Genomic DNA, 21,245 nt, shown 5'->3' with positions numbered 1-21,245 from the left:
ATGCCGGGATGGCCCTAGCACTTGGGTCACGAGTAACCGGGAGGGGTTAGTTGGAACTCGACCTTTTCATTTCTGGCATCGGCGGCCAGGGCATTCAGCTTGTCGGCAAGTCGCTGGCGCTCGCCGCCATCAGGGACGGTCGCCATGTCATGCTGGCCGGCGAGTATGGCGGCCACATGCGCGGCGGCAGTTCGGTCGGCACTGTGGTCATCGGCGCGAGACCGCTCAAGGCATTGCCGATCTTGCCGCATGCCGGCTCGGCCATCGCCATGTCGCATCTGTTTTGGGCGCGCGTCGGTTCAAGGCTACGGCCGGGTTCGCTGGTTCTCGCCGAAGCGACGATCGCCGCCGACCTGCCTTGCATGGACAAGCACATTCTTGTCACCTTACCCGCCACCGCAATCGCCACCGAGCAAGGCAGCCGCATGGCCGCCGGCATGGTGATGCTGGGCGCATATGCAGCGCTCACGGGTGCCGTAAAAATAGACAGCGCGGTGGCCGCAATGGCCGAGCAGATCCCTGCTTATCGACGCCAGCACATCGACGCCAATGAACGGGCTATCCGCGCCGGGGCGGCAGCCGTCACGCCGCTTACCTACAAGGTCGATTTCGACGCTCAAGAGGCGCGGGTCGCATGAGGCAGGTTACGCGCGGAACCCTCGTCATCGATGCCGACCGCTGCAAGGGCTGCGAGCTGTGCATCGTCGCTTGCCCGCCCCGGGTGCTGACCATGTCCAGGGCCGGCAACGCCACCGGCTATCTCTATCCGGAGCTTGCGCCCGGTTGCACAGGTTGCACCGCCTGCCAGCAGGTTTGCCCTGACTTCGTCTTCGAAGTCTACAAATACCACGAGCCGATCGTTTCGGGCTCGGACGCCGAAAGGATGCAATGATGCCGATGCGCTTGATGGACGGCAGCGAGGCGATCGTCGAAGCAGCAATCATGGCGGGCCTGCGCTTTTATGCCGGCTATCCTATGTCGCCGGCGACCGAACTGCTCGAATACATGGCCGAGAAGCTGCCGCACCATGACGGTGTCTGCATCAACGCGGCGACCGAAATCGAAGGCGTCAACATGGCGCTGGGTGCAGCGGCCGGCGGCTTCCGCGCGGCCAGCGGCTCATGCGGCCAGGGCCTCGCACTGATGCAGGAGGCGATCGCCGAGGCCGCCCTCAACGAGACGCCAATCGTCATCTTTAACATGGCGCGCAACCAGCAGGACTATTTCCAGGCGACGCGCGGCGGCGGCTGGGGCGACTATCGCACCATCACGCTTGCGCCCAAGGACCTGCACGAGGCCGTCGAGCATGCGCAGCTCGCCTTCCACCTCGCCGACAAATACCGCGTGCCGGTGATTTTCATGGGCGACAACCTGCTCGCCCGCACCCAGATGGGCACCGAATTGCCGGACCTCGAGCTCGAGCCATTGCCGGAGAAGGACTGGCAACTCGACGGCACCTCTGGCGGTTCGGGCATGTCCCGGCAGATCTGGACCTTCGGCTGCGGCAAGACCAACAATCCCGGTCCCGGCCCCAGCCTGCACTGGGAGCGCATCGCGACCAAGTTCGACGCCATCGCCGAAGTCGAGGCGCGCCACGAGCAAGGGTTCGTCGAGGACGCAGAGACGCTGGTCGTAGCCTTCGGCTCTGGCGGCAAGTTCGTCGAGCACGTAGTGCGCGAAATGCGCGCCGATGGCCACAAGGTTGGCTATTTCCGCCCGATCACGCTTTGGCCCTTCCCCGGCGATGCGCTGGAAGCGGCATCGCACGGCTGTAAGCGCGTGCTGGTGTTCGAACTCAACGCCGGCCAGATGATCGACGACGTCAAGCTCAACGTGCTCGACCGCAAGCTGGTCAAGGCCATTGGCGGCGTCAGCTTCGACGAGTCCGGCCTCAACCTAGGGCCGTTGATGGACGCAGGCGTCATCCGCGAACGTATCGAGCTAGCCATCAACGGAGCCAGCAAATGAGCATCGTTATGACCACGCGCCCACCCGAGGCGCCGAGCAACAAGGTGGCTTCTTTCAAGCCGACTCTGCTGCAGACCGAGGAACACCACCTTTGCCCCGGCTGCGGCGAGCCGGTGGCCATCCGCCTAGTGCTCGAAGTCATCGAAGAGCTCGGCCTAGCTCAAAAGAACGTATCGATCATCGGGCACGGTTGTTACGGCTCGTTCATTATGACGATGGACGTCGACTCGACCCTTTGCCTTCATGGACGCGCGCCTGCGGTCGCAACCGGCCTCAAGCGCATGCGCCCTGATGTTGCGGTGTGGACGCTGCAAGGCGACGGCGACATGACCAGCGAGGGCCTGGCCGAGATATTGCACGCCACCGCGCGCGGCGAAAACATCACCTGCATCCTGCTCAACAATGGCGTGTTTGGCGACACCGGCGGCCAGATGACCGCCTCGTCGGTGATCGGCCAGCGCACCAAAAACACGCTGGAAGGGCGCGACGCGACCTATCATGGCCATCCGATCGTCATCGGTGACATGGTCGCGGCAATGCCGGGCTCGGCCTATGTGGCACGTGGCTCGGTGCACAACGCAGCCTCGATCGCTGCCACGCGCCGCCTGATCCGCAAGGGCTTCCAGCGGCAGGTGGAGAAGAAGGGGCTCAGCCTGGTCGAGATCCTGACCATGTGCCCGACCGGCTGGTTCGTGCCGGCCTCGGGCGGCGCCGACTACATGATGGAGTCGCTCGGCAAGACCTACCCGCTGGGCGAGATCAAGGACATTTCAGCTTCGGAATAGGACCATGCTTCGCCTGACCCATCGCATTCTCGACCTAGCCGTCAATACGACGCCCAACGCGCTTGCGGCATCGCTCGACGAACGCACTGTAACATTTGCAGAGGTCGACAAGGCGGCGAACGCCATGGCGCGCGCGCTGCAGGTCCTTGGCATCAAGCGTGGCAGCCGCATCCTGTTCCAGGCCGAGATGGCGCTCGATCACCTCGCCTTCTATTTCGCCACCCAGCGGCTGGGCGCAGCCTTCGTTCCCGTCAATCCGGCACTGTCGCCGGAGGAACTCCTGCCCATTGCCGGATACATCCGCCCCGATCTCGTTGTGCTCGATCCGGCGCGCCAGGACGGCAGCAGCTTCGGGACATCCAATTCAAACATTCCGGTCGCCATCCTTGGCGCTGGAGACACTGTGACGGCAGGTTTCAATCTCGATGTGCTGCCTGGCAAGGCGAGCACCGATCCCCTGCCCGACATGGGCGTGGCGGAAAGCGATACGCACGCGATCTTCATGACCAGTGGCAGCACCGGTCTGCCCAAGGGCGTGGTTCTCTCCCACAAGGCAAGCTGGCTGCGCTCATATCTTGGCGCGTCGCGCTTCGTCACTTCGGGTGGTCGCGGCGAGCTGATGACCTTCCCGATGTTCCACTGGGCCGGCTGGAACTACCTGATGGAAAACTGGGCGCACCGCCGCGCCGCCCATTTCGTCTCCCGCCCGGAGGGCGAGCTTTTGGCGCGTGCCATCGACCAATGGAAACCGGCCTTCTTCTATTGCATCCCCGCAATATGGGAGCGCCTGCTAGCGGCCAGGACGCCGTTCGACGGCAGCGTCGTGCGCTCTGCTGCCTCAGGAACCTCCAGCTTCGATCCGGTGCTGATGGAGCGGATACGCGCCCGTTTCCCGCGCGCCTACCGCGCGGCGATGTATGGCTCGACCGAATTCGGCGGCGCGCTCGGGCTCAACGATTCCGACATCGAGCGCAAGCCCGGCAGTGTCGGCTTACCCAATCCCGGCAATGAGGCGCGCATCGTCGACGGCGAACTGCAGCTGCGCTCAATGAGCATGATGGACGGCTATTTCGAGTTGCCGGAGCAGACCCAGGAGGTCTTTGTCGACGGCTGGTATCGCAGCGGCGATCTCGCCGAAGCCGACGCTGAAGGTTATCTCACAATCACCGGCCGCCGCCGCGAAGTTATCCGCTCGGGCGGTGAGACCGTTGCGCCGGCGGAGGTCGAGCTTGCGCTGGCCGGCTGCCCAGGCATCCGTTCGGTCGCCGTCATCGGCCTGCCGGATCCGGTTTGGGGTGAGCTGGTCTGCGCAGCGGTCGTGCTTGACCGCCCCGGCGAATGCCCGAGCCTCGACGTCCTGCGCTCACATCTCGGCAGCGCGCTCGCTGCTTTCAAGCATCCGCGAAAAATCATTGCCGTAGACGACCTGCCGAAAACGCCGGCCACCGGCCAAATCATGCGTTCGCGGGTCAAGGAGATGGTTCTGCAGAGGAACTGATACGTCATTTCATATCCGGGGAGGAGGAACCCCGGTCTTTTGGGAGGAAGACATGCGATTGAACAGAAGACATTTTCTGACAACGACGGCTGCCGGAATCGGTGCGTTGGCGATGCCAGGAATATTGCGCGCGGCCCAGGGCGATACGGTACGTATCGGTCTGATCACCACACTGAGCGGCCCCGGCCAGCTCTATGGTAACTACATCAAGGACGGCAGCGAGATCGCCGTCGAACGCCTCAATGCCGCCGGTGGCGTCAACGGCTCGAAGATAGAGCTTGTGGTGCGCGACGACAAGAACTCGCCTGAAGGTGCTGTCACGGCATTCCGCGAACTGACTGGCGACGGCATCAAGCTGTTTGCCCAGGGCACGTTCACCGCCAACCTGCTCGGCACCCTACCACTGCTCGAAGAAGCCGACGTAACCATGATGATGGTCGGTGCATCGGCGCTAGCGCTGACGCACGAAGCCTACAACCCGCGCGCTTTCCGTCTTGGCTTCTCGTCGCCAATGTGCTTTGGCGGCTACGGCAATCTGATGGCCCAGAAGCATCCCGAGATCGAGAAATGGGCGATGCTGCGGTCCGACGTGACCGCGCTGGCCGACATCACCAATGCTTTTTCGAACGGCCTCAAGGCTGAAAAGGTAAAGGCAGGCCGCACGGTCGAGATCCTCGACCCGGTGCTGGTGCCCTATGGCGGCGCCGACTTCCGCAACCAGATCTCCAACATCATCGGCTCGGGTGCGCCGGGGCTGTTCAATGTGCTGCAGGGCGCCGACGCCATCAGCTACTATAAGCAGGCGCGTACCTTCGGCCTCGACCAGAAGTTCAAGGTGCTGTGCGACTCGGCCAACGAGTTCGCCATCGCCAAGGCGATGGGCGCCAACACGCCGGCTTCGCTGTGGAGCTGGACCGGCTGGTATCCGGCGGCCAACAAGGACAATGCGGTCAGCGACGAGGTCCACAAGGCCTATATCAAGCTGCGCGGCGACGAATATCCAAACTGGTATATCGGCGTCTCGCACGACAGCATCCTGACGATCGCCAACGCCGTCCAAAAAGCCGGTTCGATGGAGGCCGCCAAGCTTATCCCGACAATCGAAACCGAAGCGCCGCAGGGCGCGCTCGGCAAGATTCACTTCCGCAAGGAAGACCACGGCTTTGCCGGCGACCTCACCTACATCCGCTTCGGCCGCGACGACAAGAACGCCAATGGCTGGAGCGTGTTCGAGACGGCGCAGCTTCCAGGTGCTGAGTTCCTGGAGCGGGCCACACCCGGCTCGAAGCTCAACTAAGGTGCGGGAAAACTAGAGATGTTTACGTTGGTCAACGGTCTCACGACCGGGATGGCGGTGTTTCTCGTTGCGGCCGGGTTGACCCTGGTCTTCGGGATCATGCGCATCCTCAACTTCGCCCATGGCGCCTTTTTCATGATCGGCGCCTATGTCGCGAGCTCGCTCGTCGGCTCAGCGCCGCGATCGGTCCTTGCGCTGATTGCCGCGGCCGTCGTTGCGGCACTGGTGGTCGGGGTGCTGGGGATCGTTGTCCAGCGTTTCATCTTGCGGCGCATCCAGCATGTGGACGAACACTACATGCTGATCGCCACCTTTGCGGTGATGCTTGTCTGCGTTGGCTTCGTCAAACTGGTCTGGGGACTGGAATTCCTGTCGGTCGACCCACCCCCCGGCATCGACGCCGGCGTCGAGATCGCAGGACTGTTCATCCCCTCCTTTTCGCTGTTCATCATCGCGTCAGGGATCGTTGTCTTCCTAGTGCTCGATTTCGTCATCCACCGTGCCTGGGCCGGCAAGATGATCACCGCCATTGCCCGTGACGGCTGGATGGCCGAACTGCTCGGCATCAACGTACCTGCCGGCATCATGGCGGCGGTCGGTGGCAGCTTTGCACTCGCTGGACTTGCCGGAGGGTTGCTGTTGCCCAACCAGACGCTGTCGCCGGCGCTCGGCGACTCGTTCCTTCTGCTTGCCTTCATCACCGTCGTCATCGGCGGCCTCGGCAATGTTCGCGGTGCCTTCATCGCCGCGATCCTGCTCGGCGTGATCGACGGGCTCAACACCATGTTTCTGCCTGCCTATCCGGGCGTCGTCGTCTACTTCGCCATGGTCGCCTTCCTACTGCTTTGGCCGAACGGTATTTTGGGGGAAAGCCGGCTGTGAACCGACTGTCGACATATCTCCTCGTGGCGCTCGCCGCCATCCTGCTGCTGTTGCCCTTGTGGGCGAACTCCGGCCTCGTCTTCCTCACCGGCACGACCATCATCGTCGCGGTCTTTGCCCTGTCGTGGAACCTCTTATTCGGCTACGCCGGCTTGGCCAGCTTTGGCAGCGGCGGGCTTTTTTCCATCGGCGCCTACACCATGGCGGTGATGCTACGCCAGGGCTACGAAGGGCAGTTCCTGCTGCTGATCGTGTTAGCCACGCTCGCCGGCGGCGTGGTTGCATTCGCAATTGGCTTTGTCGCCTTGCGGCGGTCGACCGGCATCTTCCTCGCCATCCTGACGTTGGCGCTGGCCGAACTGCTGCGCATTACGCTCGCCAAAATCCACTGGCTCGGCGCCGAGGACGGCATTCCCAGCATCGTCCGGCCCACCTTTTCCATCGGATTTGCTACCGTCGATCTGTCACGCGGCAACAGCTACTACTGGTTCGTGTGCATTGCCTGCGCGCTACTCGTCGGACTCACCTGGTGGATCGCTCATGGCCGCTTCGGCCGCACGCTGCGCACCATCCGCCTCGACGTCGAGCGCGCCGCCTTCATGGGCGTCGACACCCACCGCTACCGGCTGGTCGCATTCACCATCTCGGGCGCCATCGCCGCTTGTGCCGGTGCGCTTTTTGCGCCCTGGGCACAGATCGTGACGCCCGACATCGGCAACATGATGCGCTCGACACAGCCGATCCTTTTCACCCTGCTCGGTGGCGCTTCATCCTTCTGGGGACCGCTGATCGGTGCCTTCCTGTTTTCCGCCATCGAATTCTCAACTCGCACGCTGGTCGGCATCCAGGAAATCATCACCGGCGGCATCTTGCTCGCCGTCGTGCTGATGTTTCCGACCGGCGTCGCCGGCGCATGGAACGCGCTGATTGCCGGTCTTTCGGCGCGGCCAGAGCCAGCAAAGGCAGCCCCCGCCCTCCAACCGGTCAAGGAGTGAGCCGATGACCATCATTCGTCTCAGTTCCGTCGACAAGAGCTATGGGTCGCTCAAGGTATTGCATGGCGTCGACGCCGAGATATCAGAGGGCGAGACCTTCGCCATCATAGGCCCCAACGGTGCCGGCAAGACCACACTGTTCAAGGTGATGACCGGCGAGATCGGCTGCGAGGCCGGCTCAGTCGAGTTCCTTGGCAAGGACGTCACCCGCGATCCCGCCTACAAGCGCACCCGCGCCGGCATGGGCAGAACATTCCAGGTCGCCCGCGTATTCAAGGAAATGACGGCGGAGGAAAACCTGATCGTTGCCGTCGAGGCGCGGCTCCAGAACACCGGCAAGTCCGACGCGCCTTGGTATGCGGTCAAACCGTCTAGCGCCACGCTGGACGAAGTTCACTCCATCCTCGTCAGGTTGTCGCTCGACAAGAAGGCGCGGACGCCGGCCTCCGAACTGTCGCATGGCGACAAGAAACGGCTGGAACTCGGCATCACGCTCGCCGGACGGCCGAAAGTCCTGATGCTCGATGAACCGACAGCCGGCATGTCGCCGAGCGACCGCGTCGGCGTAACCGAACTGATCCGCGACATCAGCGGCAAGGGCAGCGGCCTGACCGTTGTCATGACCGAACACGACATGGGCGTCATCTTCGGCCTGGCTGATCGCATCATGGTGATGAACCAGGGCCGCAAGATCGCTCAGGGCAGCATCGAGGAAATCCGCGCCAATCCCGTGGTGCGCGAGGTCTATCTGGGCAAGGAAGCGCATCATGCTTGAGGCCAGCCGCATCAACGCCTTTTATGGCGGCAGCCATATCCTGCATGGCGTCGACTTGTCGGTGCCTGCCCTTGGCCGGGTCGCCGTTATCGGTCGCAATGGCGCCGGCAAGTCGACACTGCTCAAGTCGATCATGAATGCCGGACCGACCGTAAACGGCGAGGTCAGCTGGGAGGGCCGCTCGATTGCCGGCCTCCCCACCTTCAAGCGTGCCCGGCTGGGGCTCCAGCTCGTGCCCGAAGACCGCCGCATCTATCAGCACCTGACGGTGCGCGAGAACATCCAGATGGCCGCCTATGCCACCACACCCGGCCGCAGGCCCATCCCGGTGCAGGACATCGTCGATCGCTTCCCGATGCTGCAGCCCATCGCCGAACGCGGCGGCGGCCAGATCAGCGGCGGCCAGCAGCAGATGGTGGCGATCGCCCGCGCCATCGCCTGCCGGCCGCGCCTACTACTGCTCGACGAACCGACGGAAGGCTTGGCCCCGGCAATCGTCGAACAGCTGGCGGTCAGCGTCCGCGAATTGTGCGATGCCGAAGAGGCAGCCTTGCTGTTGTGCGAGCAGAACATCTGGTTTGCTCGGCAGATCACCGACACGGTTCTGGTGATGGACACAGGCCGCATCACCTTCCGCGGCAGTTGGCCGGAATTCGACAACAACCCGGAGATCAAGCAGCGCCATCTGGCGGTCTAGCTTCTCTACCTGACAGCACCCAACAAGTCCGACCGGGCTTTTAACCCTAAGCGAAGGAGCGCAGGGAATGAGCAACCTTACCCAACAGCAAGTGCTGAGTGTGCATCACTGGACCGACACGCTGTTTTCCTTCACCACCACCCGCGACCCGGCGTTTCGTTTCGAAAACGGCCAGTTCGCGATGATTGGGCTCGAAGTCGATGGCAAGCCGCTGTTGCGCGCCTACAGCGTGGTCAGCCCGAACTATGAAGACAATCTCGAATTCCTGTCGATCAAGGTGCCCGACGGGCCGCTGACCTCGCGGCTCCAGCATCTGGTCGTCGGCGACAGGATTGTCGTCGGCCACAAAGCGACAGGTACGCTGTTGCTCGGCAATGTGCGGCCCGGGCGCAATCTCTATCTGTTTGGTACCGGAACCGGGCTTGCGCCCTTCATGAGCCTGATCCGCGATCCCGAAACATTCGAGCGCTACGAGCGCGTCGTTTTGGTGCATGGCTGCCGCCAGACCGACGAACTCGCCTACAGGGACCAGATCGCACACGAGTTTCCCGCCAGCGAGTATTTCGGCGAGATGCTGTCGGACAAGCTGATCTACTATCCGACGGTCACGCGCGAACCCTTCCGCAACCGCGGCCGCATCACCGATCTTATCCGGTCCGGCTCCCTATTTGCCGATATCGGCCTGCCCGCGATAGACGCTGCCGACGACCGCGCAATGCTTTGCGGCAGCCCTGCTTTCATCGCCGACATGCGCGGGATCCTCGAGGGACTCGGCATGAGCGAGGGCAACAACGCAACCCCGGGCGAACATGTCGTCGAAAAGGCCTTCGCCGAAAGAGCGTAGGCGGTCATCACAAAACGCCAACGTCGGTCATGCCTCGAGGAAGCCTTGGGCCAGGCGCGTCTCGCCAAACCAGTTGATGCGGTTGATGGTGATGTAGCCGGCATCGATGGTGCTGTTTTCGTCGCCCTCGACGCTCGTCCGCTCGCGGCCTCTCGGTACGACGAGCACGGTGCGGTCGCCGCCCTGTTCGACAACCTCCGAGCGCCGGGCGATCTTGTCGCGGCCGATCTTTGGCTGTCGGATTTCGGCCGGTAGCGACGACGGCAGGTTGATGCTGAGCCAATGGCCCTCCAGCACCCAGTCCGCCCTCTTGCGCCACAGGTCGGCGATCAGACCGCCGAGCCAGGCATCGTCGCCGGGCCGGATGTCGGGCGACTTGACCTGCGAGAAACCGATGGCCGGAACACCCCAGAAGCTGGCCTCGCGGGCGATGCCGAGCGTGCCGGAATAAGCGAGATCCTCGGCGACGTTGCGGCCGTCATTGATACCGCCCAGAACGATGTCGGGCCTGTCGTCGCCGGCAAGCAGCCAGGTCATGGCGGTGACTACGCAATCAGCCGGGCGGCCGGAGCAGGAATACCAGCGTTCGGCGGTGCGGCGCATGGTGATCGGCTCGGCCATGGTCAGGGAAGGCCCGGCGGCCGTGTGCTTGCGCTCCGGCGCGACGACCCAGACATCGTCGCTGATGGTTTGCGCTGCCGCCACCAGACGGGCCAGGCCAGGCGAAGCGATGCCGTCGTCGTTGCAGATCAGGATTTTCATGGCGGACCTCAAGAAGCGAGAGTGTAGCTGTCGCCGGTGCGCAGGTCGACGCGCAGCGACGGCATGTGCGGCGTAAGCCCAGCGAGTGCGTCGGGCGGGCAGGAATGGCCAAGCGCCACCGGCCGTCCGGCACCTTCCCAGATGGCGAGATTTCCTGACAGCGTCGGATGCGTCGGCATGCGGATCCAGCCGGCCCGGCCAGCCGCATGCAACGCCTCGCCCGGCGAACCCGCAGGCAGATGGCCGGTGAGCAGGATGGGATAGCCGGCAACGTCGGCCAGCGGCAAAAGCGTCGCCGACGGCCCGGCCTTGCCCATGCCGTCGTCGGCGAGCAGCGGGCATGACGGCAGCGGATCGCCGTCTCGCCAGTCGGCGGCATCAGTCAGACGCCGACGCAATTGCGGGACCATCGCCGGATGGAGGGCCGCCCTCGCCTCGATCTGCGCCGCGAGCGAGACCCGCATCCTGGCGTGGATGGCAAAGGGGCCATCGAGGATGGCCAGCAGTTCGAGCGAGCGACCCGACAGCGGTGTCGGCAGCAGGCAGCCACCGGGACGGGCAGCGACCCACTCGGCGATGGCTTGCGCGCGGGCTGCACCGCTGACTGGGTCAGCACCATAGGAGGCATCGAACACCAGGAGGTCGCAAGGCGGCATGGCGTCCATGACGAACACGCTGCTGTCCGGCACCACGTCGGCGGAATAGACAATCTTGCGGCTACCGTCGTCGACCGTGAACCAGACACCGCCGACGACATGGCCGGAACGGCCTGTCGCTATGCTCAGCCCACCAATGGTCAGGCTGTCGCCCGGCTCGAAGAGTTCTATCCGGTCCTTAAGAAGCGGAAAGCGCCTGAAGTCGTCCGGATCAGCATAGGCGCGGAGCGTTGCTGGGGCTTCATCGAGCGTCTCGGAAGTCATCAGGATGCGACCGCCATAGCCTTGCGAAAGCAGCCAGCTCAGCGCGCCGACATGGTCTTCATGGGCATGGGAAATCAGCACCGCGTCCAGCTCGTTGATACCGCCAGCAAGTACCGGGTAGTAGTCCGGGCCGGAAGCGCCGACCTTGATGCCGGCATCGAGCAGGACGCGCCGGCCACCGCCTGAAATGGCAACGCTGGTGCGCCCCTTCTCACCAAAGCCTCCGCAGAGTTCGATATGCATGCTCATGCTGCAGCACCGGGGATCAGCCAACCGGAAGCGATGCGGACGCGCGCCCTGGCACCGGCCTCGAAGGGGTTGGGATCGGGCTGCTCGAAGTGCAGCAAAACTGAAGGGTCCGCATCTGGCGCCAACTCGATGCGCGCCACGCCACCCTTGTAGACGGCGCGCCTGACCGTGCCGTCGATGCCCGGCTCGCTCGAGGTGGCTGCCGAGATTTCCGGCGCGCGGCAGCATATCTTGGCGCCGGCGCGTGGCGCTTCATCAGGACGGCAGCGGACGACAACCTCCTGGCCGAGCACGCTGACCTTGATATGGCCGCCTTCGGCCGGGCTCAGCACCTGAGCTGGAATGACGATGCCTTCGGAGATGAAGGATGCAACCATCTCGTTGGCCGGCTCACGATAGAGATCCCGGGGTGCTGCGAGCTGGGCCAGGCGGCCATTGTCCATGACGGCGATGCGGTCGGCCAGCGCCATGGCCTCGGCCTGGTCGTGGGTGATGTAGACGATCGTCGTGCCGGTGCGTTTGTGGAAGGCAGCGAATTCGTCCTCCATGGCAGCACGCAGATGGACGTCGAGATTGGCCAGCGGTTCGTCGAACAGCACCAGCGAAGGTGCAGCGACCAGGCAGCGGGCGAGCGCAACGCGCTGGCGTTGGCCGCCGGACAGATTGGCCGGACGGCGATCGCCAAAACCTGTGAGGTCGACCAGCGCCATGGCGTCCTCGACCCTGCGCTTGCGGGTCTCGGCATCGACTTTGGCGACCTTGAGCGAGTAGCCGATGTTTTCGGCAACTGTCATGTGCGGCCACAGCGCATAGTTCTGGAACACGATGCCGACACGCCGCTTCTCCGGCGGAACGCAGCCCTCGGCGGTGGAAACGACCTCGTTGCCGATGCGGATATCGCCTGAGGTGACGTTCTCGAACCCGGCGACGAGGCGGAGCAAGGTGGTCTTGCCGCAACCCGATGGCCCCAGAACGGCGAGGAACTCCCCGTCCCTGACATCGATGGAGACGTCCTTGACGGCATCGAAATCGCCGAAGGTCTTGGTAACGTCGTTGATGGTCAGTCCCGCCATGGGAGCACTCCGCTGGGTAGGTGGGCGGCAAGCTGGTTTGCCAGCAGCATCAGGACGAAGGTTATCGTCACGGTGATCGCCGAAATTGCCGACGCGTAGTTGGAATCGCCGCCTTGCTCGAAGGAAAACATCAAGACGCCAATGGTCTCGGAACCGGACGACCACAGCAGCGCCGAAACCGTGAGCTCGCTGAGCGCTGTCATGAAGATGAGCAGTCCGCCGGCAAGTGCTGCCGGGGCGACGAGGGGAAAGATGATGGTGCGCATGCGGGTGAACAGGCTCGCTCCGGCGACCCGCGCCGCTTCTTCGAGCGCTCTGTCGATCTGGTGGTAGCCAGCGATCGTCGGCCGCAACGCCAGCACCAGGAAACGGGCGAGATAGGCGTAGAGAATGATCCAGACGGTGTTGTAGATCTGGACGCCGGTGAACGGGATCGGCTTGAGGAACATCAGCAGCGACGCGATCGCCAGCACCACGCCCGGCAGGGCGTAGGGCAGCTCGACCGCGAGGTTCAGGTACTTGACCCACTTCTTGCCGCTCCAGGCGACGAGATAGGCGACAGGGATCGCGACCAGCACGGCGAAGGCCGCGGCTGAAAAGGACAACACGAAGCTGTTGAGGAAGGCCCGCCGGGCCGCGCCATATTCGAACAGCACAAAGCGGTAGTTGTCGAGCGTGGCAGTGGCAGCGTTGAGCGGAATGCCGTAGCCGGGCACCAGCGAACTGAGCAACAAGCCGAACAGCGGCAGGATCAGGATCAGTACGATCAGGCACCACATCATGACCTGCACCGGCACCCGCCATTTGCCGAGTTCGTAGGGCTCGGCGGCGAGCGACGTCGAACTGATGCGGTAGTCGCGGCGCCGGCTCATCATTTCCTGGGCAAGGATGCCCGCCATGGCGATCAGGCCGATCAGCACTGACAGGAAAGCCGCGTCACCGAGCACGGCAGGGCCGCCGCCGGCGAGCCTCTGGTAGATCAGCGTCGGCAGCACGAGATAGTTGGCGGGAATGCCGAGGAAGGCAGGAATGCCGAAATTGCCGACGCAGGAGACAAAGGCGAGCGCGGCCGCGGCAACGACCGACGGGGTCATCAACGGCAAGACGATGGTGCGCAGCACAGTGAACCATCCAGCGCCACTGGCGCGAGCCGCTTCGACCAGTTCACGCGGCAGCTTCCTCAAGCCGGCGCGCACGAGCAGGAAGACCAGCGGCCCATATTGCACGCCGAGCAGCAGGATGATGCCCTCGGGCGAATAGAGCGGATTGCGGCTGCCGAGCGGCGGCGCGATACCCAGCATCTTGAGCAGCGGGCTTGCCGGTCCGAACAGTTGCAGCCAGGCAAGTGCGGTCACCTGCGGCGCGATCATCAGCGGCATGACGTAGCAGAGCACGAAGGCGCTGCGGCCGCGCACGTCGGTGAGGGTCACAAGCAGCGCGACCGACGTGCCGAGGATCACGGCGAGCGCGGTGCCGAAGAAACCGACAACGAGCGTATTGCCCGTGGCGACCCAGGTCGTCGTGTTGGTCAAGCCTGAGCTGATCGCTGCGGTGGACAAGGTGCCGCCCGGCGCAAAGATCTCCTGGATCAGGCGCAGCATTGGCAGGATCGACAGCAGCACGATGAGTGCGGCGACCACCACCGTCATGGCCCATTCCTGGCCGCGACCCTGATTCAGCCTGACAGACATTTTTCGGTTCCGGAAAACAGGGCGGCTCTCGCTCAGAAGGTGCCGCGCGATACTGGCATATCGGCCAGTTCAAATCTGAAGTAGGAGCCCGGAAGGCCAATAGGCCTTCCGGGCTGGCAATCAGCCGCCGAACAGGCCGGAGAACTTGGCCTTGTCAGCTTCGATCTTCTCGACGATCGCCTTGACGTCGAAGTTCATGACCTTGACCTCGACACCTTCGGGCAGCCAGGCGGGCCGTCCGACGGACGGCTTGGCCGGCAGGTACCCCTGCTCCAGTGCGAGCTTCTGGCCGTCATCGGAGAGAATGAAGTCGACGAACTGCTTCGCACCAGCGACGTTCTTTGCCGTCGAAAGGATGGCCACCGGCTCGGTCACCGCGGGTACGCCCTCGGACGGGAAGACGAACTCGACCGGCGACCCCTTGGCCTTGGCGTTCATCGCCATGAAGTCGACCAGGATACCGTAGGGCTTCTCGCCGCTAGCCACCGACTTCAGCACGGCACCGTTGCCGCGAACCGAGATGGTGTTGTTGGCCTTCAGCTTGTCGAAATAGTCCCAGCCATAGTCGGCATTGCCGGTGAAGCCGGAAAGCAGGTAGGCAGCGGCACCGGAGTAAAGCGGGCTCGGCATGACGAGGCCGTCGGCATAGGCAGGCTTCGCCAGATCAGCCCAATGCTCGGGCTTTTCGGCGGCGGCGGTGTTGTAGGCAATGCCTGTCGTGATCAGCTTGGAGCCGAAATAGGTCTTGTCGGCATCATAGGCGTCGGCCGAGAAGCCATCGAGCTTGGCCTCGGGATAGGCCATCAGCCGGGAGTCCTTCTTGAGCAGTTCCATGCTGACGGCATCGGCGATCAGCAGCACGTCGGGCTGCGGGCTATTGGCGGCAAACTCGGCGGCGAGTTTGGCAAGGATGTCGCTGGTGCCCGAGCGGTAGACTTGCACGTCGACGTCGGGGCGCACCTTCTTGAATGCCTCGACGGTCTTGGTCGCGTCGGCTTCCGGCTGCGACGTGTAAAGGGTCAGCGTCTCCGCGCTGGCAGCACCGGCAAATAGCGCCACGGCCAGGGCGAGCTGGCTTACGGCCAGCCTGGCGAATGTCGTTTTCATGAAACCTCCTGTTGTGTCACACATGGCAAGTCGGCTTCAGATCCGCGTGCCACGACCTCCCTACACAGCGCGTTTGACACTTGGGTGACAGAACGCTGACACATTTATGATATGATCATTTGTTGCATGTCAAATACAAATGAACATGCTGCATTGCGAAATTTCGGATGTGAAAAGCCACCTTCGGACTGGCCTGAGGCCCTTGCACAAGGCTGCAGAAACGCCATTCTCCAGAATCGTTTGGCGTCGAGGGGAGAGCGGACAGGATGCGTATGAAGCAGGAAATGCCTGTCGAACCAGGTGCCGCCATGGTGTCGTCCGACCTCGCTGTGAAAACGGCATGGCTCTACTACGTCGAGGGCCTGACCCAGGAACAGATCGCCGACAAGTTGAAGGTGAGCCGGGTCAAGGTGATGCGTACGCTTGCCGCCTGCACGGCCGACGGCGTGGTGGTGACGACGATCAACGCCCAGACCACCAGGCAGGTGGAACTCGAGCGCGCGCTCGAAAAGCGATGGAAGCTCGATGCCGCCATCGTCGTGCCGACACCCTCGGCCGACGAACATCTGGAGCGGGCGATCGGTCATTCGGTGGCGCTTTATCTCGACCAGCAGATGCAGGACGGCATGACGCTGGCCATCGGTGGCGGGGCTACGCTGCATTCCAGCATCGCCTTCCTCAGCCGCAGGCACCTCAAGGGTGCGAGCGTCGTTGGCCTCGTCGGGAGCCTGCCGCATTCGCAATGGATCAACCCATCGACGGTGGCGGCCAAGGTGGCAGAGGCCTTCGACGTCGACAGCTACCAGATCACCGCGCCTGTCATCGCCCACAGCCGCGAACTGCGCGACCTGCTGTGGGCCCAGCCCGAGCTGCTGGATGTGCGCAAGCGCGCCGCAAAAGCCGACGTCGCCTTGCTGACCGTCGGCGAGATGTCGGCCAACGCCACGATCTTCCGTCATGGCATCGTGCCGCAGAGCTTCGTCGCCCCGCTCAAGGCCAAGGGCGCGGTCGCCAACATGCTGTGCTATTTCATCGACGCCGAGGGCAGGATGGTCGAGCACGAGGTCAATGACCGGGTCATGGCAGTCGACCTGGAAGCCGTCAGTGCGGTGCCGAACCTGGTGCTGGCGGCTGGCGGCAAGCGCAAGATTCCGGCCATTCGCGCAGCACTGGCCGCCGTCAACGCCAACGTGCTGATCACCGACAGCGACAGCGCCGCGGCGCTGACCCAGCTGCCTTAGAGACTGCGGGCAGCAGCCTATAGCAGCCCTCTTTCACGCAGAAAATCCTCGATGCCGACATGCGTCATCGCCTCGAATTCGGCGATGGCCTCGGCCATCTTCCGGCGCTGCCCGGCGAGCAGGGTAAAGACCTGGCGCATTTCGCCAGAAACGCCGAACCGGCCCCAACGCTCCGCGATATGGCCGGGAAGGCCGATATCGGCGCAGAAGGCTTCGAGGCTGTCATAGCCGAGTTCAGCGACGAAGGCCCTTGCCGCCTCGGGCGACATGCGCTCTTCGACTGCATGATCGTGCAGGCGCTGCGCGATGAGCCTGACATCGGAAGGAGACGCCCTCATGACCTTGCTGACCAGGGAGCGGACATTCTCCGGGTTGAAATCAGGCATGGGACCTCCAAAGGTGGCAAGCTATCGGTTCTGTTGCGGCTGGTCGGCCAAGCTGGTATCCGCGATCATGCAGGCAGTGCCCGGCTATGACAAGCACTTCAGGCGTTTTGTCGCTCAGGGCGCTTCGATCATCCGCCTTGCGCTGTGTTCGTCGGTGATCAGCACCGTCGGCTTGACCAGCTTCATGGCGCCCAGCAGCGCGTCGATCTTGTCTGCACCGCCTGATGTCAGGATGCGCAGTGGCGCACGGCGGATGCGGTCGACATCGACCGACATGCCGAGTTCATTGATGGGATGGTCGACGAGGTTGCCCTCACGGTCGAAGAAGTGGAACAAAAGATCGCCGACAGCGCCTTTTGCCGCGAGCTTCTCGCGCTCGGCCTCGGTCAGGAAGCCACCGCGATAGAAGGTCGAGGCCGAGGCGATGTCGCCGACGCTGACCAGCACGGCATCGAGCTTGTCGGCCAATGCGAAGACTTCGGACAAGCCGCAGCGCTCGATCAACGCACGCTTGGTCTCGACGCTGTCGACGACGGCAGGTGCCGGAATGAGGTAGCCATCGCCCTGGAAGGCCTGGGCAAATCGCCAGGCGAATTCGGCCGGATTGGTGCGGCGGGCGACGCCGACGCCGCCAAGCAGGGAGATGACGCGGAAATCGCTAAGTGGCTTGCCGCTGACGAAAGGCAAGGTGCCGGTGAGCGTGCGGCCCCAGCCGACGCCCACGGACATGCCCGACTTCATCGCCTCGGAAAGGTAGGCGCCGGTTGCCGCACCGATGGTCGGGATCGGATCCGAGCCCTCCCCGGAAAGCGGCGCGACGATCGCCCGCTGCACGCCGAACTTCTGCTCCAAGGCGCGTTCCTGGCGCACGATGTCGGACAGATCGCTTTCAATGGCGATCTTGACCTCGTTGCGCAGGCGCGCCTCGGCGAGCATACGCACGACGGTGACGCGGCCGACGCCGAGAACCTCGGCAATGTCGTTCTGCGTCATCTGCTCGATGAAATACATCCAGGCGGCGCGAACACGAAGCCTGTCGGCCCGGCTGTCGGTAGGGGAACTCTCGACATCCTGAGGTGTCTCGGCGGCACGCGATTTTCCACCCGACCCTTTGACACCTTTGCTCACGCCACTCCCCCCGTTTCAGTTTACATCACTTTTCAAGGAACCGCGGCAAGGTCAAGCGGCGAGGTGTCGCGATTGAATTGCGCACCGTGCAAAACAGTGCTGCAATGCCCGAGCCTGCGGTTTCGTCCCGCGGCCACAGCGATATCAAGGGAATGCGCAAGATGCTGAGAAGTCTTTCGGAAGATGTTGTCGTCAACATCAAGGATCGTCTCCGCGACGTGCGCCATTTCGTTCGCTCCAGCCGGCACGACAATCCAGGCGGACCGCGCCGGCCGCAGATGGCCGAGCCGTTTGCCCCGCCCGCCGAGATCGAGCGCCTGCTTGGCCGCGCGGCCAGCGTGGTCGATGACACGCTGAGCGCCGCCGAAACAGTGTCGCGCACGCTGCTGCCGATCATACGCGCGGGCGACGGCGCAAAGCTGCATGGCTTCGACACCTACTTCGCCACCGGACGCTCGGTCGAGGGCGAAAGGTTGTTCCGCCGCGACCTTTATGCCGCGTTCAAGACTTCGCCACGTCAAGACGGCGGCAACCGGATGCCGCTGCATGAGGCAGGTTTCAGCCAGGCGCATCTCGCCATCCGCAAGAAGCATGGCGAGCTGCTCACGGCCATGCATGAGGCGAGCGCGGAAAGCAGGCTCGAAGCTGTCGCCATCGTTGCCGCTGCAACGCTTGTCGAATTGCTCGTCAGCCAGTCCGGCAACGAGGCAACGGATGCCGCCGCGGGGCTCGTACCGCTTGCGCCGATGTTGCTCGCCGCAGCCATCCTCACCCTGTCGCCGTCGGGCATGAGCGACGCCGACCTGCTGGAGGCCGCTGAGATGGCGGTGGACGCCCGCCGCGAGCGCATCACAATTGCGCTCGCCAGTGCCGATCCCGTCAAGGAGCTTGGCGCGATCTTCCAGGTGCTGCTGGCGCATCTGCCGTAACACCGCGCCAATCCGGCATCAGCTTAGCTCGGCGATCCGTTTCTTGGCGCGCTGGATCGAGGCCGGACTCATCGACAGTTCGGTCAGGCCCATGCGCAGGAATTCGGGGATGAGGTCAGGCCGGCCGGCCGCCTCGCCGCACATGCCGACCATGATCCCTGCCGCTACCCCTGCCCTCGCCGTCATTTCGATCGCCGACATGACGGCGACATTGGTGACGTCATTGAGCTTGGCAACGGTCGGATTGAGCCTGTCGGCGGCCATGATGTACTGGGTGAGGTCATTGGTGCCGATGGAGAAAAAGGCGACTTCCCTGGCCAGCGCCGGCGCGATCAGAACGGCCGCCGGGGTCTCGATCATGACACCAAGCTGGAACTCGCCGAAGGCTATTTTCTCCACCGCAAGCTCGGCCTTGCAGGTTTCGATCAGGGCACGCGTGGCACGCACCTCGCCGACGTCGGCGACCATCGGCAGCATTACCTTGACGTTGCCATGGACGGCTGCGCGCAACAGCGCCCGGAGCTGCGGCTTGAAGATGTCGGGCCGGTCGAGGCACATGCGGATGCCGCGCCAGCCGAGGAACGGGTTCTCCTCCTGAGGAAACTCGATGCCGGAGATCGGCTTGTCGCCACCGATGTCGAGGGTGCGCACGATGACCGGATAAGGCGCGAAAGCCTTGGCCAGCGCTGCATAGGTCTCGGCCTGCATGTCTTCCGACGGCAGGTGCATGTGGCGCATGAACAGAAGCTCGGTGCGAAACAGGCCGACGCCCATGGCGCCCGCATCACGCGCGGCGTCGATCTCCTCCAGCGAGCCGATATTGGCGGCCACTTCGATGACGGTGCCGTCGGCACGGTGCGGCGTGGTATCCTTGAACGCCTTCAGCGCCTCGCGCTCACGGGCGGCCTCGTCGATGCGGGCACGAAAGCGGTCGAGCACCGCGCCCTCGGGATTGGCGACAACGTGGCCGCGATGACCGTCGAGGGCTACTTCGCGCGCCTTGCCCAGCTCATGCACCTGAGCGCCCATGCCGAGTACGGCCGGAATACCGTGGGCGCGGGCGATGATGGCGATGTGCGAGGTTGCCCCGCCATGACCGCAGACGATGCCGCCGATGCGCTTGAGCGGCGCACGAGCGAGATCCCAGGCACCGATGTCCTCGGCGATCAGGATGGCACCCTCAGGGATGTCGTCCAGGCTGACGTCGGCCTGGCCAAGCAGCGCCAGGCAGATCTGGCGGCCCACCGCCTGGACATCGTCGGCGCGCGCATTGAGATAGGGGTCGTCGACCTGGCCGAACTGAGCGGCAATCTTGCTGGCAGCACCGATGACCGAGGTCACGGCGTCGCTGCCAGTGTTGATTGTAGTGACGACCTCGTCGCGCAGTTCGTCGTCAGCGGCAATGTCGCGCAGGGCGGCGATGATGCCGCGATCGTTGGCCGACAGCGTGTCCGATGCCAGCGAGGCGTTCATGCGCGCCTGCACGACCTCGACGGCATCAGTGAAGCGGACGAGTTCAGCCTTGATGTCGCCGAGCGAAAGCGTGCGGCGCTCCGGCTTGATCTCGGGCGGGAAGTGGGCGAAGGCGGCCCCTACGGCATAGCCCTCGCTGGCGGCCACGCCCTTCAATGCGCCTGATACCTCTTCCTCGAATGCCGCCGACTTGGTCGGCTCGACCTTGAGGGTCACGCCAGCGGCGGCGGCAGCTTCCGGCTCAGCCTGTGCCTGCTCCTCGGCAAGCCCGGCGAGCGGGTTCTCGAGATAGCCGACCAGTGCTTCCACCGCCTCTATCTCGTCGGCGCCCCTGGTGCGGATAGTGACTTCGTCGTTTTCCTTGACGGCGAGCAACATCAGCTTGACCGCACTCTTGGCGCTGGCCGACTTGCCGTCCTTGATGATCTCGACCTCGCTTTCGAAGCTCTTGGCGAGCTTGACGAAGCGGGTGGCGGGCCGGGCATGCAGCCCTTCATGCACTCTGACGATCGTCGAGCGTTCCATAGGCAGGTCTCTTGTTCCAG

The 21,245-nt window shown here is 63.8% G+C and carries 21 protein-coding genes; 13 read left to right on the top strand and 8 right to left on the bottom strand.

The features are described from left to right. The first annotated feature begins 50 nt into the window (after window positions 1–50). The 11 genes from IHE39_RS12170 to IHE39_RS12120 all read left to right on the top strand — a co-directional run bounded on the left by IHE39_RS12170 (window position 51) and on the right by IHE39_RS12120 (window position 9,741). Window positions 51–638, top strand: coding sequence for a 2-oxoacid:ferredoxin oxidoreductase subunit gamma family protein (locus IHE39_RS12170; RefSeq protein ID WP_184771161.1), 588 nt, complete (start codon window positions 51–53; stop codon window positions 636–638). After that, complete coding sequence (locus tag IHE39_RS12165) at window positions 635–892, top strand: 4Fe-4S dicluster domain-containing protein (protein ID WP_184771159.1); 258 nt, start codon at window positions 635–637, stop codon at window positions 890–892. The genes IHE39_RS12170 and IHE39_RS12165 overlap by 4 nt, the downstream gene beginning before the upstream one ends. Further along, the gene (locus tag IHE39_RS12160) at window positions 892–1,968 is read left to right on the top strand and encodes a hypothetical protein (RefSeq protein ID WP_192566641.1); all 1,077 of its coding nucleotides are present in this window, start codon (window positions 892–894) and stop codon (window positions 1,966–1,968) included. Before IHE39_RS12165 ends, IHE39_RS12160 begins: the two co-directional genes overlap by 1 nt. After that, on the top strand, window positions 1,965–2,753 hold the full coding sequence (locus IHE39_RS12155) for a thiamine pyrophosphate-dependent enzyme (protein WP_184771156.1): 789 nt from the start codon (window positions 1,965–1,967) through the stop codon (window positions 2,751–2,753). Before IHE39_RS12160 ends, IHE39_RS12155 begins: the two co-directional genes overlap by 4 nt. Window positions 2,754–2,757: 4 nt before the next feature. Next, on the top strand, window positions 2,758–4,251 hold the full coding sequence (locus IHE39_RS12150) for a class I adenylate-forming enzyme family protein (RefSeq protein ID WP_192566640.1): 1,494 nt from the start codon (window positions 2,758–2,760) through the stop codon (window positions 4,249–4,251). A gap of 112 nt (window positions 4,252–4,363) precedes the next feature. After that, window positions 4,364–5,548, top strand: coding sequence for an ABC transporter substrate-binding protein (locus tag IHE39_RS12145; protein ID WP_184771152.1), 1,185 nt, complete (start codon window positions 4,364–4,366; stop codon window positions 5,546–5,548). Between the two features lie 18 nt (window positions 5,549–5,566). Then, on the top strand, window positions 5,567–6,430 hold the full coding sequence (locus IHE39_RS12140) for a branched-chain amino acid ABC transporter permease (protein ID WP_184771150.1): 864 nt from the start codon (window positions 5,567–5,569) through the stop codon (window positions 6,428–6,430). Beyond that, on the top strand, window positions 6,427–7,425 hold the full coding sequence (locus IHE39_RS12135) for an ABC transporter permease subunit (protein WP_192566639.1): 999 nt from the start codon (window positions 6,427–6,429) through the stop codon (window positions 7,423–7,425). Before IHE39_RS12140 ends, IHE39_RS12135 begins: the two co-directional genes overlap by 4 nt. A 4-nt stretch (window positions 7,426–7,429) precedes the next feature. Continuing rightward, window positions 7,430–8,200 carry an ABC transporter ATP-binding protein gene (locus tag IHE39_RS12130; protein ID WP_210327551.1) on the top strand — a complete coding sequence of 257 codons (771 nt, stop codon included), beginning with the start codon at window positions 7,430–7,432 and terminating at the stop codon, window positions 8,198–8,200. Then, window positions 8,193–8,897: an ABC transporter ATP-binding protein gene (locus IHE39_RS12125; RefSeq protein ID WP_192566638.1), complete on the top strand. Its 705-nt coding sequence runs from the start codon at window positions 8,193–8,195 to the stop codon at window positions 8,895–8,897. Before IHE39_RS12130 ends, IHE39_RS12125 begins: the two co-directional genes overlap by 8 nt. Window positions 8,898–8,964: 67 nt before the next feature. Beyond that, window positions 8,965–9,741 (top strand): ferredoxin--NADP reductase, encoded by a 777-nt coding sequence (locus IHE39_RS12120; protein ID WP_192566637.1) that lies wholly within the window; start codon window positions 8,965–8,967, stop codon window positions 9,739–9,741. A 27-nt stretch (window positions 9,742–9,768) separates the two neighbouring features. On the opposite strand, the gene IHE39_RS12115 is transcribed toward IHE39_RS12120, so the two are convergent. The 5 genes from IHE39_RS12115 to IHE39_RS12095 form a co-directional block, all read right to left on the bottom strand. Beyond that, window positions 9,769–10,503, bottom strand: coding sequence for a 5'/3'-nucleotidase SurE (locus IHE39_RS12115; protein ID WP_192566636.1), 735 nt, complete (start codon window positions 10,501–10,503; stop codon window positions 9,769–9,771). Between the two features lie 8 nt (window positions 10,504–10,511). Beyond that, a complete protein-coding gene (locus IHE39_RS12110; protein ID WP_434781303.1) occupies window positions 10,512–11,672 on the bottom strand; it encodes an MBL fold metallo-hydrolase in 1,161 nt (386 codons plus the stop codon). Continuing rightward, window positions 11,669–12,745, bottom strand: a complete 1,077-nt coding sequence (locus tag IHE39_RS12105) for an ABC transporter ATP-binding protein (RefSeq protein WP_192566635.1) — start codon at window positions 12,743–12,745, stop codon at window positions 11,669–11,671. Before IHE39_RS12105 ends, IHE39_RS12110 begins: the two co-directional genes overlap by 4 nt. Continuing rightward, window positions 12,733–14,436 (bottom strand): ABC transporter permease, encoded by a 1,704-nt coding sequence (locus IHE39_RS12100; protein WP_192566634.1) that lies wholly within the window; start codon window positions 14,434–14,436, stop codon window positions 12,733–12,735. Before IHE39_RS12100 ends, IHE39_RS12105 begins: the two co-directional genes overlap by 13 nt. A 120-nt stretch (window positions 14,437–14,556) precedes the next feature. Next, window positions 14,557–15,543 carry an ABC transporter substrate-binding protein gene (locus tag IHE39_RS12095; RefSeq protein ID WP_192566633.1) on the bottom strand — a complete coding sequence of 329 codons (987 nt, stop codon included), beginning with the start codon at window positions 15,541–15,543 and terminating at the stop codon, window positions 14,557–14,559. Window positions 15,544–15,815: 272 nt separating this feature from the next. Here IHE39_RS12095 and IHE39_RS12090 point away from each other — a divergent pair, with 272 nt between their 5' ends. Beyond that, window positions 15,816–16,784, top strand: coding sequence for a sugar-binding transcriptional regulator (locus tag IHE39_RS12090; protein WP_192566911.1), 969 nt, complete (start codon window positions 15,816–15,818; stop codon window positions 16,782–16,784). A 17-nt stretch (window positions 16,785–16,801) separates the two neighbouring features. Here the strand turns inward: IHE39_RS12090 and IHE39_RS12085 are convergent, their stop codons facing one another. Both IHE39_RS12085 and IHE39_RS12080 read right to left on the bottom strand, forming a co-directional pair. Then, on the bottom strand, window positions 16,802–17,170 hold the full coding sequence (locus IHE39_RS12085; RefSeq protein WP_184771135.1) for a hypothetical protein: 369 nt from the start codon (window positions 17,168–17,170) through the stop codon (window positions 16,802–16,804). A gap of 114 nt (window positions 17,171–17,284) precedes the next feature. Further along, on the bottom strand, window positions 17,285–18,298 hold the full coding sequence (locus IHE39_RS12080; RefSeq protein WP_312880894.1) for a sugar-binding transcriptional regulator: 1,014 nt from the start codon (window positions 18,296–18,298) through the stop codon (window positions 17,285–17,287). A gap of 161 nt (window positions 18,299–18,459) precedes the next feature. Here IHE39_RS12080 and IHE39_RS12075 point away from each other — a divergent pair, with 161 nt between their 5' ends. Then, window positions 18,460–19,227: a hypothetical protein gene (locus IHE39_RS12075; protein ID WP_192566632.1), complete on the top strand. Its 768-nt coding sequence runs from the start codon at window positions 18,460–18,462 to the stop codon at window positions 19,225–19,227. Between the two features lie 18 nt (window positions 19,228–19,245). On the opposite strand, the gene ptsP is transcribed toward IHE39_RS12075, so the two are convergent. Beyond that, window positions 19,246–21,225 (bottom strand): phosphoenolpyruvate--protein phosphotransferase, encoded by a 1,980-nt coding sequence (ptsP, locus tag IHE39_RS12070; RefSeq protein ID WP_192566631.1) that lies wholly within the window; start codon window positions 21,223–21,225, stop codon window positions 19,246–19,248. Between the last annotated feature and the right edge of the window lie 20 nt (window positions 21,226–21,245).

Origin of the sequence: Aminobacter carboxidus (genome assembly GCF_014863355.1) — a bacterium.
Taxonomy (GTDB): Bacteria; Pseudomonadota; Alphaproteobacteria; order Rhizobiales; family Rhizobiaceae; genus Aminobacter; species Aminobacter carboxidus.
This window is presented reverse-complemented; position numbering and strand designations above follow the sequence as displayed.

Coding starts and splice junctions, on each gene's coding strand:
- IHE39_RS12165 (WP_184771159.1), top strand. CDS start 635: ATGAGGCAGGTTACGCGCGGAACCCTCGTCATCGATGCCGACCGCTGC.
- IHE39_RS12160 (WP_192566641.1), top strand. CDS start 892: ATGCCGATGCGCTTGATGGACGGCAGCGAGGCGATCGTCGAAGCAGCA.
- IHE39_RS12155 (WP_184771156.1), top strand. CDS start 1,965: ATGAGCATCGTTATGACCACGCGCCCACCCGAGGCGCCGAGCAACAAG.
- IHE39_RS12150 (WP_192566640.1), top strand. CDS start 2,758: ATGCTTCGCCTGACCCATCGCATTCTCGACCTAGCCGTCAATACGACG.
- IHE39_RS12145 (WP_184771152.1), top strand. CDS start 4,364: ATGCCAGGAATATTGCGCGCGGCCCAGGGCGATACGGTACGTATCGGT.
- IHE39_RS12140 (WP_184771150.1), top strand. CDS start 5,567: ATGTTTACGTTGGTCAACGGTCTCACGACCGGGATGGCGGTGTTTCTC.
- IHE39_RS12130 (WP_210327551.1), top strand. CDS start 7,430: ATGACCATCATTCGTCTCAGTTCCGTCGACAAGAGCTATGGGTCGCTC.
- IHE39_RS12125 (WP_192566638.1), top strand. CDS start 8,193: ATGCTTGAGGCCAGCCGCATCAACGCCTTTTATGGCGGCAGCCATATC.
- IHE39_RS12120 (WP_192566637.1), top strand. CDS start 8,965: ATGAGCAACCTTACCCAACAGCAAGTGCTGAGTGTGCATCACTGGACC.
- IHE39_RS12115 (WP_192566636.1), bottom strand. CDS start 10,503: ATGAAAATCCTGATCTGCAACGACGACGGCATCGCTTCGCCTGGCCTG.
- IHE39_RS12110 (WP_434781303.1), bottom strand. CDS start 11,672: ATGAGCATGCATATCGAACTCTGCGGAGGCTTTGGTGAGAAGGGGCGC.
- IHE39_RS12105 (WP_192566635.1), bottom strand. CDS start 12,745: ATGGCGGGACTGACCATCAACGACGTTACCAAGACCTTCGGCGATTTC.
- IHE39_RS12100 (WP_192566634.1), bottom strand. CDS start 14,436: ATGTCTGTCAGGCTGAATCAGGGTCGCGGCCAGGAATGGGCCATGACG.
- IHE39_RS12095 (WP_192566633.1), bottom strand. CDS start 15,543: ATGAAAACGACATTCGCCAGGCTGGCCGTAAGCCAGCTCGCCCTGGCC.
- IHE39_RS12090 (WP_192566911.1), top strand. CDS start 15,816: ATGAAGCAGGAAATGCCTGTCGAACCAGGTGCCGCCATGGTGTCGTCC.
- IHE39_RS12085 (WP_184771135.1), bottom strand. CDS start 17,170: ATGCCTGATTTCAACCCGGAGAATGTCCGCTCCCTGGTCAGCAAGGTC.
- IHE39_RS12075 (WP_192566632.1), top strand. CDS start 18,460: ATGCTGAGAAGTCTTTCGGAAGATGTTGTCGTCAACATCAAGGATCGT.
- ptsP (WP_192566631.1), bottom strand. CDS start 21,225: ATGGAACGCTCGACGATCGTCAGAGTGCATGAAGGGCTGCATGCCCGG.